The sequence below is a fragment of the Streptomyces sp. NBC_00464 genome (assembly GCF_036013915.1).
Classification (GTDB): Bacteria; Actinomycetota; Actinomycetes; order Streptomycetales; family Streptomycetaceae; genus Streptomyces.
Genome location: NZ_CP107899.1, coordinates 7933746 through 7949411, shown reverse-complemented (window position 1 = coordinate 7949411; position 15666 = coordinate 7933746). Strand labels below are relative to the sequence as shown.

The following is a 15666-nucleotide window of genomic DNA, read 5'->3' as shown; positions in this document are numbered from 1 at the left end:
CCTGGACTCGGGCCACGTACGGAAGTCGTGCCGCGGCCGGCCGAACATTGCGGCCCCGTGAATTCGCCGCGCCCCGCCGCTCCCCCGGCCGCCCGTCCCCGCCGGGTGTGAGCGCCGTCCGCGTGCGGAGCGTCCGCGCAGGTCGGCGGTGTGCCGGCGGCCGAGATGTCACGCCCTGCCAGGCGGCCGGTCCGGCCCCCTAGCGTTCCCGGCGGGCCCGGCGGCAGTACGGAGGGGCGGTTGACGCCCTGTTGAGCCGCTGACACGCTCACCCGCATTGCCCGCGACCCCGGTTCGCTTCCCCCTGGAGTTGTTCATGAGATCCGTTGCTCCGTCCGAGGCCGCCTACGACGGAATGCGGCTTCGCCAGTGGTCGCGCGGCGCCGCGCGCTCTGCGGGGATCGACCGCCGTGATCTGCTGCGGCTGGTCGCGGCGGCTTCGGTGGCGGTCCCTCTGGCCGGCCTGGCAGCCCCCGCACACGCGGCGGACGGGACCGCCTCCGCCGCTCCGGGCATCGTGAAGCCGCTGCCGCCCGAGGTGTTCACGGTGCGCGGCACCAATGCGGAGACCAACTTCGCGGCGCTGCGCCCGACGGGGCTGCTGACACCGGCCGAGCGCTTCTTCGTACGCAACCACACCGTCACCCCGCGGATCGACGCGGCCGAATGGCGGCTCAGGGTGTGGGGCGACGGGCTCACCGGACCGGCGGTGGAGTTCACCTACGACGAGCTGCGCGCGCTGCCATCGGTGACCCGTACCGCCTTCGTCGAGTGCGCGGGAAATGCCCGCAGTTACTACACGACGCAGCAGAACCAGCAGGTGAGCGGGACAGCCTGGACCATGGGGGCGATCGGAACGGCTCGCTGGCGCGGGGTGCGGCTCGCCGATGTGCTGCACCGCGCGGGCATCGCCCGGCACGCGGTCGACGTGCTGCCGCGCGGTCTGGACGACGAGGTGGTCAGCGACGGGATCAACCTCGGGCATGTGCGCCGGCCGCTTCCGGTGGCGAAGGCACTGGACGACGTTCTCCTCGCGTACGAGATGAACGGCGAACCGCTGCCGCCCGACCACGGCGCGCCGGTGCGGCTGATCGTGCCGTCGTGGGTCGGCATCGCGAACATCAAGTGGGTCGGCGACATCGAGGTCAGCGCTCAGCCGCTGGTCTCCCCCTGGAACACCGGTCTCTACCGGCTGTTCGGCCCCGGCTACCCGGCGGAAGGCAGTGCACCGCTGACCCGGCAGACGCTGAAGAGCGCCTTCGAGCTGGCGCCGGGGGCGGCGTTCCCCGCCCATCGGCGCCACGAGCTGACGGGGCGGTCGTGGTCGGGCGGGGCGCCTGTGCGCATGGTGGAGATCAGCACCGACGGCGGGGCGCGGTGGCGCAGGGCACGGCTGCGTGACGAGCCGCGGAGCGGGAGCTGGGTGCGCTGGTCGGCCGACTGGCTGCCGAAGGACCGGGGGCCGGCCGTCCTGCTGGCACGGGCGACGGACCGGACGGGCCGCACCCAGCCCGAGATCGCCGCGCACAACACGCAGGGCTATCTGTTCGACGCGGTGGTCCGGCACGACGTGCGGGTCGTCTGACGGGCATCGGCGCCGGGCGCGAGCGGGATCAGCCGCCGTCCTTCTCCGTGGGCCGCCCGGCGTAGTAGGTGGCGATCATGTCCTCGTCGCCGTGCCCGGCCGCTTCGGCGCGTTCGAAGCGGGCGGCCGACGCCTCCATCAGATCCAGGCGGATGCCGGAGGGTCCGGCGGCTTCGAGGATGAGACGGGTGTCCTTGAGGGCCGTGGACAGGGCGAAGCTCGGGGTGAGGTCGCCGGTCAGGACCGCGGCGGACTTGCCGTGCAAGTAGGCGGAGTCGAGCGGTCCGCCCTTCACGACGTCGAGGAACGACTGCGGGTCGACTCCCAGTCCCTCGGCGAGATTGAGACATTCGGCGACGCCGCCCACCATGTTGATCACCCAGGCGTTGATCACGAGCTTGAGCCGCGAGGCGGCTCCCGCCTCCTCCGCCACCCAGACGGTGCGCTGCCCGATCGCGTCGAGCACCGGTCCGGTCACCGCGCGGGCGGCGGACGGTCCGGAGACGAAGACGGTCAGCGTGCCCTGTTCCGCGGGCTGCCTGGTTCCGGAGACCGGAGCGTCCAGGTAGACGAGGCCGAGGTCTGCGGCGCGCTGGGCCAGCTCGGCGGTGGCCTCGGGTCCGACGGTGGAGCTCTGCAGGAGGACCTGGCCGCGGTGCAGCCCGTCGGACGCGGCGGTGAGGGCGGCGGCGACAGCGGTGCTGTCGTTGAGCATGGTCAGGACGACGGCGGCGCCGCGTACGGCTTCGGCCGCGGTGTCCGCGACGGTGGCGCCGTCGGCGGCGAGGGGCGCTGCCTTGGCATGTGTCCGGTTCCAGACACGGACGTCGAGACCGGCTCTGAGCAGGCTCCGGGCCATGCCCGAACCCATGATTCCGGTGCCGAGCACGGCGACGGCCTGCCGCTCCGGGACTGCGTCGGCTGCTGAGGTGGTCATGAGAGGTTCTCCCTTCGTCGGCCGCGCCCGAGCCGGGCCAGCGGCACTTCGGATGCTCAGGATTGCCGCAGCGCGCCTTCGAGGACCGCGTCGTGCACGGCCCTGGCGAGTCGGGCGCCCCAGCGCGATCGGGGCCCTGCGAACGGCTCACCCACCCCGGTGTCCGGGGAGGGGGCGGGGGCCGCGATGCAGACGGAGTCGGTGGGGGTGCCGGAGCAGTCGAGTCCGGCGTCCAGTAGTGCCTGCACCTTGGCCTCGGTGGCGGTGGCGACGGCGTTGACGAGTGCGGCGTCGGTGAGGGCCACGGGCAGCGTGACGACGATGTTGACCGTCCCCGGCCGCGGCGGTCCCCCTGTTCCTTCGGCCGGGGCCGCCGCCCAGCCGCGTACGCCCAGGCCGCAGGTGGCGGTCGCGGTGACTCCCTCGTCGGCGGCGACGGTGTACGCGGTGACGTCGGCGGCTGTCATCAGTCCGGCACCGGGGCCGGTGAGCCGTTCGGCCTCGGCGATCTCGGCCAGGTGGCGGTCGGGGTCCATCCGGGGATAGCCGCCGGGCACCTGGGCGTTGAGGATCCAGTCACGCGGGCCGATGCCGCCCCCGAGTACCGCGCTGCTGCAGACCCGCCACCCGGGCCCGAGCCGCCACACGAGATGGTGCAGTTCCAGGCCGTCCTCACGCCGGGCCAGCAGTTCGCCGCGCTGTTCGGGCAGCCGGATGCGTACGGAACGGATGGGATACCCCCTGTGGTGCGGCAGAACGGCGGTCGGTGTGGGACCCGTCGATCATAGGTGCCGGGGCAGGGCTCCTCCGGGGCGCCCTGCCCCCTTGCCGGGCGCGGTCAGGCCTCGCCGCGGGCCATGGAGATCAGCCGGTCCAGTACGGCGGCGTCGGCCCTGACACCGTCGTGGGCGTAGGCGTCGGTGACCCAGGTTCGCAGTCCTCGTACGGCGTCGGCGGTGGTCAGGGCGTGCTCCCGGTCGACATACATGTCGTCGTGGTAGACGGCCGCGACGACGGGGACCTCGTTGGCTGCGAGCCGGTCCAGGTCGTAGAGCGCAGGCCAGTCGGTACGGGCGGCGAGCGCCCCGGCGGCGCCGCGCAGCGGGACGAGCGCGGGATCCTCCTCGAACTGCCAGGGGTAGACCATCTCACCGGTGAACCGGAGAGGGCCGCCCGCGGTGGCGTCGAAGGCGGGGAACTCCTGGCGGATCCGGTGCGCGGACCAGTCGGTGGGGCGGCCGCCCTGGGCGTAGATCGGCTCGTGGAGCGCGGCGTACAGGGGCCGTTCGGCGAAGGACACGGCGGCTTCGACGCCGCGCAGGAAGGTGTCGGTGAGCGCCGGTCCGTCGGTGAACGCCGTCTCCAGGAGGTAGTGCAGCGAGTCGAACTTGGCCGCGGTTCCGAACGTGATGCCGAGGGTCTGGAAGCGGCGGACGGTGAGGCGTTCTCCGGTCGGCATGCGCACGTCGTGCGTGTCCAGGTGTGCGGCGACGGCGTCGGCGAGGGCCTGGTCGCCGGGGTAGCGCGTGAAGTAGCGCTCGTTGTGGGCGAGGGTGCGGGCGTAGGCGGCGCGGTAGACGTCGTCGGCGTGACCGGTCAGGGACGGCAGCCCGCCGGTGATGTAGGCCTGGGTGAGACCTTCGGGGGCGAGGGAGAGGTAGGTGAGGGTGGAGAAGCCGCCGAAGCTCTGTCCGAGAACGCTCCACGGCCGGTCGCCCTGGAGGTGGCGGCGCAGGAGTTCCGCGTCGCGGACGATCGAGTCGGCGCGGAAGTGCGCGAGGTAACCGGCGGCGGCCTCGGAGTCCGTACCGAAGCGGGCCAGGGTGACCCGGTCGGCGGGGGTGGAACGGCCGGTGCCGCGCTGGTCCATGAGGACGACGCGGTAGTCGGCGAGGGCACGGCGCAGCCAGGCACCCGCGGCGTTGGGGCGCTCGGCGCGGCCGCCGGGGCCACCCTGGAGCCAGAGGAGCCGGGGCAGGTCCTCGTGCTCGCGGCCCTCGGCGACGACCTCGCGGGCGAACAGGCCGATGGCGGGTCCGTCCGGGGCTCGGTGGTCGAGCGGTACGTCGACGGCGTGGTCGGTGCAGACCAGGCCGCCGTGGCGGTAGGAGACGGGGGCGGGGGTGGGCATGGGCGCTCCTTGCGCGTCTCGGTGCGGTGTACGGGTGCCGGGCGGGCCCGCACCGGGAAGGTGCGGGCCCGCCCGGCGGCCGGCTCAGTAGCCGGCGACGCCCAGGTCGCGGCAGATCTCGACGAGTTCGGGGTGCACATAGCGCCCGTTCTCCTCGATGGCGACGCCGTCCAGGTAGATGGACGGGCCGAGGATGCTTCCGTCGGTGTGGGCGGCTGCGACCCACGGCTCGCCGCCGATCCAGGCACCCTTGGTGCCGATGCCGAGCTCCACGCAGCCGAAGACGCGCTCGTCCTCGACGATGCGGCCGGTCGGGGCGAGGACGCCGGGGTTGAAGCCGAGCGACCAGTGTGCGACGCGGAACATGTTCGGGTCGTCGAAGGACTCCATCCAGCGGCGGAAGGTGTCCGCGTCGGCGTCGCCCTCGATCTTGGTGACGACGCCCTTCTCGACGGTGCAGCGGACCGGGGAGCGCAGCAGGCCGATCTCGTCCGGCGGCCACAGGGCGCCGTCGAAGACGAGGACGCCGTCCTGGGTCTCTTCGAGGGGATTCCAGGAGATCTGGCCGGAGAGCATCACGGTCTCGCCGGGCTTCTCGGCGGGCTTGCCGCGCAGGTTGATCGGACGGTCGCCGTTGCGGCCGACCAGGTCGGTGCCGTTGGCGGAGGTGATCCGGACCTCGTCGGCGGCCTCCAGGAGGGCGACGAGCGCCTTGCCGAGGCGGATGACGCCCTGGAAGTCCGGGCGTCCGACGGTGGCGACCAGCATCTGGACGTCCATCGCGGTCAGGTTGGTGTAGCGGCAGCCGTTGGCCATGGCGGCGCGGAAGGCGTTGGAGTGCATCAGGTACGAGACGGCGAACTCGATCCACACATCGGCGTCGGCGATGGCTCCGGCGACGGGCCGGGGCGGCTCCATGGAGGCGCCGGGCAGTGTCTCGTACCAGACGACCACGGGGTGGGCGCCGGCGGCGGCGACGGCCTGGGCGGTGGCCTCGATGACGCGGCGGTCGCTGCTGGTGTCGCCGGTGAGGACGACGTGCTCGCCGCGCTTGACGAGCATGACCTCCTCGACGAGCTTGCGGGCGGCCAGGGCGAGTTCGAAGCTGAGGTACTCGGGGCGCGGTTCGAGCCTGCTGTACATGTCCACGGGGTGTTTCTCCTTGCCGTGCGGGTGGTGCTGAGTGGTGCGGTGGTGCGGAATGTGGTTTTGGGGGTGGTGGGCCGTCAGGTCTTGAGGATCTGGGCGGAGTCGCCGAGCGAGCTTCCGGCGATCAGTCCGGCGCCGACCAGGTTGAGTTCCTCGTCGGCGGCGGGGCCGCGCAGCTTGCGGTATCCGACCCGGACGACGAGCGCTCCGAGGACCAGCCAGCAGGCCTGCGGGGTGAGGATGAGCAGGCCGGTGGCGAGCATGACGCCCATCTGCCGGCGGGTGCCGCCGAGCAGCTGGATCGCGGCGCCGGGGATGGCCCACAGCAGCATGGTGCGTACGGCGTCCGGGTCGCTGAGCCCGCTCTTGATGGTGTCGGCGTACACCTTGGCCACGGGCGGGATGAGGCCCTGTCCGAAGTAGGAGCGCCAGGCGAGAGCGACGACGACGAGGGCGACGGCGAATCCGATGAGGGCGGCCAGGAACTGCTGGCGGCGGCCCTCGCGCTCGAAGGGGTCCCAGGGGCGGTGCTCGCGTCGCAGCAGCCAGCCGGCCTTGAGGTCGTATCCCATGTCGGCGAAGGCGGGGCCGGTGGCGGAGACGTACCCGACCAGCAGGGCCAGGGGTACGGACGGGATACCGATGGCGAGGCCCAGGATGAGGAAGATCAGGGTGACGGCGAAGGACGGGAACCAGCCGGACTGCATGGCGGCGAGGCCGACGATCAGTTCGTGGACCAGGGCGGCGAAGGCGGCGAAGAGCACCCAGCCGGCGATGCCTAGGGGGCTCATGTCGCCGATCAGTCCGCCGAGGACGGCGAGGACGACCGCGCCCCCGGTGAAGAGCGCGAAGCCGCGGATCAGGGAGAGCCGCAGGGCCCGTTCGTCGACCGTGTAGGCGGTGGTCGGGTCCGTGTCCTGGACGGTCGCGACGCTCGTGGCCTCCGCGGCGGCCTCTTTCCGCTTGCGTTCGCGTCGGCCTATGAGCAGGTGGACGGCCTGGCCGAGAGCCACGATTCCGGCGCCGACCATGACGCCGTGCGGGATGTAGCCGGCGCCGAGGTCGGTGTGGAAGACGTCGGGGCTGTACTGGCGCAGCATGAGGCCGATGCCGAACATCATCAGCGCCCAGACGTTGCCGAGGAAGGCCACTCCGGCCGCGGAGAGCGGCAGGCTGAAGAGGGTTCCGGCGAGGCCGACCGCGGTTCCGCCGGCCAGGATCAGGGCGCGGCGTCCTCCCCGGTCGCCGGCCTTGATGGTCTCGGCGGCGGCGGTGCCGGGCGGCCAGGCGGCGTCGGCGGGCAGCAGCCGGGAGCCGAAGGCCCGGTAGAGGACCCAGGCGTCCACGAGGAGGCCGATGAACGCGCCGGCGAGCATGGGCCAGACCAGGTCCTTGCGGCCGAACACGTACGGCACGGCGACGGACGTCAGCAGGGCGTTCGCCGAGGCGAAGGTCGCGGCGGAGATGGCGCTCTGGGCGAGGTTCTGCCGGTGCACGGAACGCATCCGGCGCAGAAAGCCCAGAGGGATGCGGCCGATGAGCATCGCGACGAGTGCGCCGACCACCGAGGTGTTGGCGGAGATGCCCAGTTTGGAAACCAGGTCGATGCCGATGACGGCTCCCACGGCGGAGAGCACCACCAGGATGACCAGCAGGACGGGTTCCATCACCCTCGGGTGGGACCGGGGCCCGTCGGGGCCGGCCGGCGGTGGGGCAGGGTGCGGCGCGGAGACGTGGTGCGCCATGAGGCACCCCCTTCGGTGAGCAGGGCTGGGAGAGGTCGGGGTGTCCCCCGGTGGCGTGCGCGGGAGAGGCCGGCGCGTGAGGTCAGCCGCCGAGGGCGGCGGTGATCTCCGCCGCTGCGGCGCGTACCAGCGTCACGAGGGTGTCGGCGGCCCGGTCCACGCGGTGGGAAGGGCCGATGACCGTGAGGGAGGCGGGGACGCCGTCTCCCTGGAAGACGGGGGCGGAGACCGCGGTCACGGCTTCGTCGTACTCGCCGTGGCTGACGCAGTACCCGTCGGCGCGGACCTGTGCGTAACAGGCGAGCAAGGCGTCCAGGTCCGTGATGGTGCGGTCGTTGAAACGCGTCAGGCCGGCGGCGCCGAACATCTGCCTGATCTCGCGTTCGGGGTGGAACGCGAAGAGGGTGTGCCCGGACGCTCCCGCGTGGCCGGGCATGACCGCGCCGATGATCGCGGTGTAGCGGACCGGTCCGGTGCCGTCGACGGCGGCTTCGCAGCGGTAGCTGCCGCCGTGCGGGACGTTGAGGACGATGCTCTCGCCGGTCTCGCGGAGCAGCCGGGCGAGTACCGGCCGGGCGATCGAGGACAGCACTCCGCTGTGCTCGCTGACCCGGGCCAGACGCGACAGCGCCGGACCCGGGCGGTAGCGGCGGCTGTTGTCGTCGCAGAGCAGGAATCCGCGCGCGCTCAGGGTGGTGAGCAGACGCTGGACGACGGCCTTGTCCCAGCCGTGGTGGCGGGCCAGTTCGCTGACGCCCCACTCGGGCCGCTGCTCGGTGAACGTGAGCAGGACGAGCAGGGCCCGGTCCACGGTCTGCAGGACGCCGGGGGCCTGCTGTCCGGTGGGTGCCGGGGTGGTGGTGTCCGTGCCGTGCTCAGCCATGGGCCGGGCCTCCTTCGTCCACATCGTCCGTCTGTCGGTGCGGAAATCGCAACGCCGTTGCGATTTCTGGCGAAAGAATGCGGCTGGGCCCAGCGGGTGTCAAGGGTTTCCCGGAAATTCGCTCCGCGGCGGGAACTGCCTGTTCAGGGGCGTAGCGGCTGTGCGGCACCCCAGTGGCCCGGGATGGGGCGGTCGCGCTGCGCACGGAACCGGTTCGCTCCATCCGGCGCCCGCGTCGAACCGCGCCTGCATCAGCCGCCCCACCAGCTCCGGAGAGCAGGCCCCCGTCACTCGATTGGCCTAATCGGACGGGCGGCCCCTCAGCGGCATCGCACGGGGCCTGCACCGACGTGGGGCGGGTGCGGCGCCCGGCCGCCGACGGCCGGGCGGTTGCAGCGCCCATCCGGGTGAGGCGCGATGGAATCCGGACGCGCCTCCCCTGCTGGACCCACCCACAGGACGCGCCCGGGCGAGGAGGAATCGGTCATGGGAGCCGCTGACGGTTTCACGGATTCCGGAGAGCTCGACGGCCTGACGGTGTACGACACCGAGGGCGAGAAGATCGGCAACGTGGGGCGGGTGTATGTCGACGACAACACCGGCCGGCCGGACTGGATCACGGTGAAGACCGGCCTGTTCGGTATGAAGGAGAGTTTCGTGCCTCTCGCCGGAGCCCGTCGCGTGGGCTCCGACCTGCACATCTCCCATCCGAAGGACCGGGTCAAGGACGCCCCTCGGGTGGACGCGGACGCCCATCTGTCCGTCTCCGAGGAGGAGGAGCTCTACCGGCACTACGGCCTGAGCCGGAACACCACGGCCAATCTCGGCGACCGCGCCGGGGCCGGCGGCACCACGAGCGCCGACGCACCGACGACGACCGGTACGGGCACCATGGGCGCGGCCGGAGCCGGAGCAGCAGCCGGGGCCGGGGCCATGGGTGCCGCGGGCACGGGGCGCACGACCGACCGGACCACCTCGGCCGGCATGGCCGGTGCGGGCACCGGGACCGGCAGGCACCGCGACACCGAGACCTCGGGCACGTCCCGTCCGCTGGTCGGAGCCGGCGCGGGCGCCGAACGCTCCGCCGCCGACCTCAGTGGCAAGGAGGAGCTGATCCGCTCCGAGGAACAGCTCCACATCGGCACCGAGGAGTACGAGAGCGGCAAGGCCCGCCTGCACAAGTACGTCGTCACCGAGAACGTCACCAGGACCGTCCCGGTGTCGCACGAAGAGGTGCGCGTGGTGCGGGAACCGCTCCGGCCGGGCGAGAAGACAGCCGGCCGAACCGACATCACCGAGCAGGACGTGGAGGTCACCCTGCACGCCGAACGCGCCACGATGCGCAAGGAGACCGTGCCGGTCGAGCGGGTACGGATGGAAACGAAGAAGGTGACCGAACAGAAGGAAGTCTCCGCCGAACTGCGCAAGGAGCAGATCGACTACGCGGACGGCACCACCAAGAGCGGCAAGGACATGGGCGACAACAAGGACATGGGCGGTGAATTCGGTCAGGGGCGGCGCCGCTGACCCCCCGCGTACCGCGCCGCACGGCCGTACCGCACCAGCGAGGGGCGGGCCCCGCACGAGGGTCCGCCCCCTTGCGTTCCACGGCACGGAGCACCCGTAACCGCCCCAAGAAATCGGGCCCGCCGCATGAAGCCGGACCCGGCACAAGGAATCGCACTCGCCGCATGAAGCCGGACCCGGCACAGGGAATCGCACCCGCCGCATGAAGCCGCCCGCCGCACGGACTCAGGTCCGCTGCGGACGAAAGCGCACCGAGGGCCGCCCGTCCGGACCGTCCGGTGTCACCACGGCCCGGACCCGGTAGACGTCGGCAATGAGCCCCTCCGTGATCACCTCCGCCGGGGTGCCGCCCGCGATGACCCGCCCCCCGTTCATCACCACGATCCGGTCGCAGAACATCGCGGCCAGATTGAGGTCGTGCAGAGCGACGACAGCGGTCAGCGGCAGCGAGGTGACCAGGGACAGCAGTTCCAGCTGGTGCTGGATGTCCAGGTGGTTGGTCGGTTCGTCGAGCAGGAGTTCCCGCGGCTGCTGGGCCAGCGCGCGGGCGATCTGGACGCGCTGGCGCTCACCACCGGAGAGCGTGTGCCAGGACTGGTCGCGGCGTTCGGCGAGACCGGTCCGCTCCAGCGCCTCCCGCACCGCCGTCTCGTCCGCCGCAGTCGGCGCCGACCAGGCGCGCCGGTGCGGGATGCGGCCCAGCCGTACGACGTCCACGACATTCAGCTCGACCTGTGTGACGGCGTGCTGGTCGACCACGGCGACCCGCCTGGCCACGGTGCGGCGGCCGACGGCTGCCAGCGGATCGTCGTCGAGGGTGACCACGCCCGCGTGCGGTGCCAGGACTCCGGCCAGGATCCGCAGCAAGGTGGACTTCCCGGAGCCGTTCGGGCCGATCAGTCCGATGGTGGCACCGGGCGCCGGGTCGAGCGAGACACCGTCCAGGATGAAACGGCCGCCCGCCTCCCTGCTGACCCGGTCGGCCCGCAGGCCGCCGGGGACGGTCCCGGTCATGGGGACCGCCGGGTGCGGTAGAGGACCACCACGAAGGCGGGCACCCCGATCAGTGCGGTGACGACGCCCACCGGAACCTCCTGCGGGTCGAGTACGGTCCGGGCGAGGGTGTCGACCCAGACCAGGAAAACCGCCCCGGCAAGCGCGGTGACCGGCAGCAGCCGGCGGTGTCCCGAACCGGTCAGCGCACGGGCGGCGTGCGGGAGCACCAGCCCGACGAACCCGATGGCGCCGGCCGAGCTCACGAGTGCGGCGGTCAGCAGCGCGGTCGTGCACAGCAGGACGATCCGGGTACGGCCGACGTGGACGCCGAGGGTGGCTGCCGCGTCCTGGCCGAAGGCGAAGGCGTCGAGCGTACGGGCGTGGCCCAGGCAGATCAGCAGCGTCACGGCGAGCACGGCGGAGCAGATCCACACATCGCTCCATCCGACGCCGCCGAGCGAACCCAGCAGCCAGAACAGCACCCCTCGGGTCTGTTCGGCATCGGCTGCGGTCATCACGACGAAGGAGGTGAGCGCGGAGAAGAGCTGCATGGCCGCGACCCCGGACAGGACGACCCGGTCGGTGCTGCCGCCGAGGGTGTGGCTGAGCAGCATGACCAGGGCGAAGGAGCAGAGTGCCCCGATGAACGCCCCGGCCGACAGGGAGACCGCTCCCCCGCCGACGCCGAGGACGACGACCACGACCGCGCCGGTGGAGGCCCCGGAGGAGACCCCGAGGACGAAGGGGTCGGCGAGTGGGTTCCGCAGCAGCGACTGCATGACGGTGCCGCAGACCGCGAGCCCCGCGCCGCAGACGGCGGCGAGCAGGGTGCGCGGCATGCGCAGGTTCCAGATGATGCCGTCGCGGATCGGGCTGAGTTGCGATTCACCGGCACCGAGGTGGGAAGCGACCGTGGACCAGACGTCGGCGACGGAGATCCGGGCCGGTCCGATGGTGACGGCGAGGGCGATGGACAGGGCGAGAAGCAGGAGCCCACCGGTCCACAGGAGTCCTTCGCGGATACCGCGGATGCGCCGGAGGCCGGGCCCGGTGCGCGCAGCCGCGGCCTCGCGCGGCGCCGCGGCCTGTTCGGTGTCCGTCACCCCGCAAGCCCGAAGGTCCGCAGCCCGGCAGCGACGCGCTCCACGCCCTCGACGGTGCGGATGGTGGGGTTCATGGCCTGGCCGCTGAGCAGCACATAGCGCTTGTTGCGGACGGCGTCCATGTTCTTCGTGGCGGGGTTGGACTCCAGGAACGCGATCTTCTTCGCGGCGCTTTCGGCGGTCTGCGACTTGCGGGTCAGGTCGCCGATGACCAGTACGTCCGGGTTGCGGTCGGCGACGGTCTCCCAGTTGATCTGGGGCCATTCCTCGTGGGTGTCGTCGAAGGCGTTCTTCGCGCCGAGTTCCCGGGTGATGATGCCGGGCGCTCCGCAGCAGCCGGCCAGGTACGGGGCCTCGGAGTTGGCGAACCAGTACATCAGGGAGGCGCCGGAGGCATCGATGCCTCCCGTCGCCCTGCGCACCCGGGCGCGCAGCTCGGCCACGAGTTTCTCGCCGCGCTCCGGGACGCCGAACACCTTGGCCAGGTCCCGCACTTCGCCGTAGACGCTGTCCATGGTCAGGGCGCCGGTGCGGACACCGTCACCGTCCTTGCTGTTGTCCTTGGCGGTGCAGTCGGCGGGCGAGACGTAGGTGGGGACGCCGAGCTTCTCGAACTGCTCGCGGGGGGCGACACCGCCCTTGGCGAGCGTCGACTCGAAGGAGGCGCTGACGAAGTCGGGCTCCTGGTCCAGGACCTTCTCCGACGAGGGGCGGTTGTCGGAGATTCTCGGGACGCCGGCGTTGGCCTTCTCCAGGCCCTTCAGTACGGGGTCGGTCCAGGTGGCCGTGGCGGCGAGCCGGTCGGCGAGGCCGAGCGAGAGCAGGATCTCGGTCGATCCCTGATCGACCGGCACGGCACGCTCGGGGGCCGCGTCCACGGTGACGGTCCGTCCGCAGTTCTTCAGGGTCACCGGATAGCCGTCGGCCACCCCGGACTTGGCGGCGGAGCTGTCGGTGCCGCCGCCGCAGGCTGTCAGCAGGATCAGTGCGGCGGTGAGCAGGGCGGATGAGCGGGCGGGGCCGGCTATGGGCGGCACGGAGTACCTCGGCGTCTCTGGGCCCATGCGCGGGGCCCGGTGTACGGAGTTCCGCGATCCGGTCCCGGACCGCGGGTGCCAGCAGGTCTTCGGACTCGGGTTCATGCGGACGGGACGCCTTCCCGGGAAACCGTGGGTCTCCCAGTGGCCGTGGCCCCGCCCGTCCCCCTCACCGCTGCGCGTCAGTTCCGGATTCGCACCGGATTCCCTGACCCCTACGTGGAGTTCGACTGGCTCCGGGCACGCTACCACGAGCCTCTGCGCAGCTCAGCGGCGGTGTGGTCGGTGGTACGGGGCTGCCCCGCGGGGCGCCGGAGCGGTGCCGTACACCGCCCCGGCGCCGGAGCGACCACGCAGCGTTCCTCCGGCTACGCCTTGCGGCGAACCGATTCGCCAACGTGGCTGCGCGACCCCTCGCTCCACCGCGAGAGCACGGCCGCGGTCCCCCAGAAGGCCGGCAGGACGACCCGGAGGCCCAGGCACCGCACCGCGTCCGCCGCCCGTCGCGGCAGCACGGAGGCCTCTCGCCTCGGTGTGCCCGTCATCGCACACCCCCGACGGGTGCCCCGGCCGCGGCGCTGTGCCAGGACGCGTCCGGGTCGTCGTACGCGTCCGCGTAGCGGGCTCCCGCGATGGGCCAGTCGGCGAGCAGTTCGCCGGGCAGCGCGAACGACTCGGCCAGTTCCGGCAGATGACCGTTCACGGCGGCGACGAGATGCTCGGTGGCATCGGTCAGCCCGTCGACCTGGGCGGCGGTCAGGTGCCCTGCCGCGAGCAGATCCCCGCTGCTGTGCGCTACCCGGCGCAGCGCGAACAGCCGGGCCAGTTCGCCCAGCCGCTCGCGGGCCTCACCGGCGGGCAGAGCCGCGAGCGCCTGCTCGTACGCATAGGCCGCCTGCCGGACCGCATGGGCCTCGACCCCCCGCAGCGCGGGCCCGGAGGCCGCGTTCCAGCGCTCCAGCGGGCCGCCGTGCGGTACCCGTGCCATCCGTGCGGCCGCCCGGTCGAACCAGATGCGTTCCACCTGGTCCAGGAGCCTGCCGAGGAACCGCAGGTCGGTGAGGTCGCCGCTCGGCGGGCCGGCGGCCGGCTCCTCCTCCGTCCCCCGTGCCCTGTCGAAGAGCAGTCCGGCGGCCGCCCGGGAGTGGATGGCCAGGTTGTCGCCCTCGGCGGTGATGGCACCCTCGATCCCGGTGACGAGTTCGGTCATCCCGTTGTTCTCCAGCAGCCCCTGGGCGCCGCACCGTTCCCGGCACTCGACGATCACCGACCGGGCCTGCCAGGTGATCCACCCCTTGGCGATGTCGACCAGCCGCTCGGCGGCCTCCCGCTCCGCGGGCCGCGCCGCCGCCTGTTCCCAGCGTTCCAGGACGCGCCGGTGCAGCAGGCTCATCGCGAAGACGGTGGCCATGGCCTCGGCGAGCGGGCCGTGGTGGCTGCGGTGAGCGATCACCGGCACCGGAGGCGACGAGCGGCCCCCCGAGACGAAGCGGTGGCCTCCGTAGCGGACGGCGACGGCCAGCGTGACGCGTGCGGTGCCCACCGCGCTGGCGCTCATGCAGATCCGGCCCGTGGTGACCCGCCCGATCGAGGCGAGAAAGCGGCGCCGGTGTCCTTCGGTCTCGCTACGGAACACCCCGTCGTCGCCGACCCGCCCCTGCGCGCCTTTGAGCAGCGCCCCGCGATCCACGAAGACCTGGTCGAAGGAGGTCAGGCAGTGGTCGACCGGACTGCCCATCCGTGCGGGTAGCCGGCGCACCCGGACCCCCGGCAGGGCCCGGGAGGCATCGGTGAGCGGTACCAGCAACAGGAACACCCCCTGGTCCACGCCGTCGACGATCAGGCGGGCGGCGACGAGTCCCGACTTGGGGCCGCCGGCCGGGCTGGTGTTGGGCATGAACTTCTGGGCGCCGGAGTGCGGGGTGTGCAGCACGAACCCGTCCCTGCCGGGGTCGTAGGTGGCGGTCGTCTCGACGGCGGCCGCGTCGTTGCCGTGGGCCACCTCCGTACAAAGGAAGGTGCCGATCCGTCGCAGCTGGAGGAAGTCCGACAGATCGCGGGGGCTGTCGGCATCGTGGTCCAGGAGGCTGCCGAGGAAGAGGTTGTAGTGAATGCCCGCGACAGTGGTGAGCGCCGGGTCGACCGGGGCGAGCCATTCGTGCAGAGCGGCCAGCGCCCTTGGGTCGGCGGCCGGCCGGGCGGCGCTGTCCAGGGCGCCGTTGAGCGTGCGCAGCCGCGCGTGGGCGAGGGCGAGCCGCTCGTCGGGGGCGGGGCCGGGAGGGGGGCAGACAGGCCGGCGGAACGGCTCGGTGGCGACGAGCCGGCGCCAGAAGCCGTGCTCGCGGCGGGCGTCCGGACCGAGAAGCACGGTGGTGAGCGGGTCGGCGAACGGCCCGGTTCCGGCTCCCGAGGGACCGGACCTGTTGAGAATGGTGGTCATACAAGCGGGAACGATCAGAAAACGTCCAGGACACCCCATAACCGGCGCCCAAAACCGATTCTTCACGGCCCGGCAGGTTCTCCGATGCCACTCACCCCTCCACCGCCCGTCACCCGTATGCAGCAACCCGCCG

At 72.4% G+C, this 15666-nt stretch carries 12 protein-coding genes and 1 riboswitch; of the genes, 2 read left to right on the top strand and 10 right to left on the bottom strand.

The window, feature by feature from the left end; genetic code table 11:
• Positions 1-316 precede the first annotated feature (316 nt).
• Positions 317-1585 carry a sulfite oxidase gene (locus tag OG912_RS35590; protein ID WP_327712930.1) on the top strand — a complete coding sequence of 423 codons (1269 nt, stop codon included), beginning with the start codon at positions 317-319 and terminating at the stop codon, positions 1583-1585.
• A gap of 28 nt (positions 1586-1613) precedes the next feature.
• On the opposite strand, the gene OG912_RS35585 is transcribed toward OG912_RS35590, so the two are convergent.
• The 6 genes from OG912_RS35585 to OG912_RS35560 form a co-directional block, all read right to left on the bottom strand.
• The gene (locus OG912_RS35585; protein WP_327712929.1) at positions 1614-2522 is read right to left on the bottom strand and encodes an NAD(P)-dependent oxidoreductase; all 909 of its coding nucleotides are present in this window, start codon (positions 2520-2522) and stop codon (positions 1614-1616) included.
• Between the two features lie 56 nt (positions 2523-2578).
• A complete protein-coding gene (locus tag OG912_RS35580) occupies positions 2579-3169 on the bottom strand; it encodes an adenosylcobinamide amidohydrolase (protein ID WP_327712928.1) in 591 nt (196 codons plus the stop codon).
• A 191-nt stretch (positions 3170-3360) separates the two neighbouring features.
• Positions 3361-4653 carry an alpha/beta fold hydrolase gene (locus tag OG912_RS35575; RefSeq protein WP_327712927.1) on the bottom strand — a complete coding sequence of 431 codons (1293 nt, stop codon included), beginning with the start codon at positions 4651-4653 and terminating at the stop codon, positions 3361-3363.
• Between the two features lie 84 nt (positions 4654-4737).
• Complete coding sequence (locus OG912_RS35570; RefSeq protein ID WP_326740490.1) at positions 4738-5796, bottom strand: hypothetical protein; 1059 nt, start codon at positions 5794-5796, stop codon at positions 4738-4740.
• A gap of 83 nt (positions 5797-5879) precedes the next feature.
• A complete protein-coding gene (locus tag OG912_RS35565; RefSeq protein WP_327712926.1) occupies positions 5880-7469 on the bottom strand; it encodes an OPT/YSL family transporter in 1590 nt (529 codons plus the stop codon).
• A 160-nt stretch (positions 7470-7629) separates the two neighbouring features.
• Entirely contained in the window at positions 7630-8430 is an 801-nt protein-coding gene (locus OG912_RS35560) for an IclR family transcriptional regulator (RefSeq protein ID WP_327712925.1), read from the bottom strand.
• 486 nt (positions 8431-8916) lie between these two features.
• On the opposite strand from OG912_RS35560, the gene OG912_RS35555 reads away from it, so the two are divergent.
• Entirely contained in the window at positions 8917-9957 is a 1041-nt protein-coding gene (locus OG912_RS35555) for a PRC and DUF2382 domain-containing protein (RefSeq protein ID WP_327712924.1), read from the top strand.
• 225 nt (positions 9958-10182) lie between these two features.
• Here OG912_RS35555 and OG912_RS35550 read toward each other — a convergent pair whose 3' ends face one another.
• The 4 genes from OG912_RS35550 to OG912_RS35535 all read right to left on the bottom strand — a co-directional run bounded on the left by OG912_RS35550 (position 10183) and on the right by OG912_RS35535 (position 15533).
• The gene (locus tag OG912_RS35550; RefSeq protein WP_327712923.1) at positions 10183-10971 is read right to left on the bottom strand and encodes an ABC transporter ATP-binding protein; all 789 of its coding nucleotides are present in this window, start codon (positions 10969-10971) and stop codon (positions 10183-10185) included.
• On the bottom strand, positions 10968-12056 hold the full coding sequence (locus tag OG912_RS35545; RefSeq protein WP_443061056.1) for a FecCD family ABC transporter permease: 1089 nt from the start codon (positions 12054-12056) through the stop codon (positions 10968-10970). Before OG912_RS35545 ends, OG912_RS35550 begins: the two co-directional genes overlap by 4 nt.
• Positions 12053-13093 (bottom strand): ABC transporter substrate-binding protein, encoded by a 1041-nt coding sequence (locus tag OG912_RS35540; protein WP_327712922.1) that lies wholly within the window; start codon positions 13091-13093, stop codon positions 12053-12055. The genes OG912_RS35545 and OG912_RS35540 overlap by 4 nt, the downstream gene beginning before the upstream one ends.
• 63 nt (positions 13094-13156) lie before the next feature.
• A riboswitch (cobalamin riboswitch) is annotated at positions 13157-13343 on the bottom strand.
• 291 nt (positions 13344-13634) lie between these two features.
• On the bottom strand, positions 13635-15533 hold the full coding sequence (locus OG912_RS35535) for an acyl-CoA dehydrogenase family protein (protein ID WP_443061055.1): 1899 nt from the start codon (positions 15531-15533) through the stop codon (positions 13635-13637).
• Between the last annotated feature and the right edge of the window lie 133 nt (positions 15534-15666).